Annotated in this window: 1 protein-coding gene and 1 pseudogene; both read left to right on the forward strand. The window is 47.6% G+C overall.

Features of this window, described 5'->3' with window-relative positions:
* Positions 1-946, forward strand: a 946-nt coding sequence (proB, locus tag R7070_RS25735; protein ID WP_318141455.1) for a glutamate 5-kinase, incomplete at its 5' end; no start/stop codon positions are given.
* Positions 947-963: 17 nt separating this feature from the next.
* Positions 964-1215, forward strand: a pseudogene (locus R7070_RS25740) (gamma-glutamyl-phosphate reductase); the annotation flags it as partial.

The raw sequence follows: 1215 nt of genomic DNA on the forward strand, positions 1-1215 counted from the left end.
CCGTGAGCATCTTGGATACCCCGCACTGCCCAACGAGATGGCGAGCAAACAGTTGCTTGCTGCAGTGGGTCAGAGTCGTTTGATTCAAACATGGGAGTCTTTGTTTGGTATTTACGGTATCAAGATTGGTCAAATGCTACTGACTCGTGCTGACTTGGATGATCGTGAGCGTTTTCTTAATGCGCGTGACACCATCAATGCGCTTGTAGCGAACGATATTATTCCAATCGTGAACGAAAATGATGCAGTAGCCACCAGTGAAATCAAAGTCGGCGACAATGACAACCTATCGGCTTTAGTGGGTATTTTGTGTGGTGCAGATAAGTTATTGCTACTGACAGACCAAAAAGGTCTGTTTACTGCAGACCCACGAAAAGATCCGAATGCAGAGCTGATCAAAGAAGTTAAAACCATTGATGACACGTTGCGTAAAATTGCTGGCGGCAGCGGTACAACACTCGGTACGGGGGGTATGGCGACAAAACTTCAAGCTGCTGACATCGCACGTCGCGCGGGTATTGAAGTTATTATCGCAGCAGGTAGCGCGCCAAACGTAATTTTTGACTCGTTGAGCACGGAGCCTCAAGGTACGCGTTTCCTACCTTGTTCAGAAGCATTGGAAAACCGTAAGCGTTGGATCCTCGCAGGTCCTGCAGCATCGGGTGACATTATCATCGATGATGGTGCGGTAAATGCGGTTGTTGGTAAAGGCAGCAGCTTGCTAGCAAAAGGGGTCATCAAGGTGAGCGGTGATTTTGCCCGTGGTGAAGTTGCTCGCGTAACAAATTCTCATGGCAAACTGGTTGCGCGTGGTATTAGCGCCTACTCAAGTGAAGACTTGGCAAAAACTACTGGCAAACACAGTAAAGACATCATCTCTATTTTGGGTCATGACTACGGCTCAGAAGTGATTCATCGCGATGATCTTGTCGTCATTCAAGAATAGAAATTGAGGGAAGCAACGTGGATTTAACGAATATGGGTAAAGCTGCTAAAGATGCAGCTTTCGAATTGGCGACAGCGTCAACTGCTCAAAAGAACCAAGCTCTAGCGATCATCGCAGATGAGCTAGAAGCAAACTCAGCTGCGATTTTGGCAGCAAACGCAAAAGACATCGAACTTGGTCGCGAAGCTGGTCTGACCGATGCGCTGCTAGACCGTCTACTGTTGAATGAAGAACGCTTAACGGGCATTGCAAATGATGTTCGCAATGTG

It is taken from the genome of Vibrio sp. 1557 (genome assembly GCF_033340175.1).
Taxonomy (GTDB): Bacteria; Pseudomonadota; Gammaproteobacteria; order Enterobacterales; family Vibrionaceae; genus Vibrio; species Vibrio alginolyticus.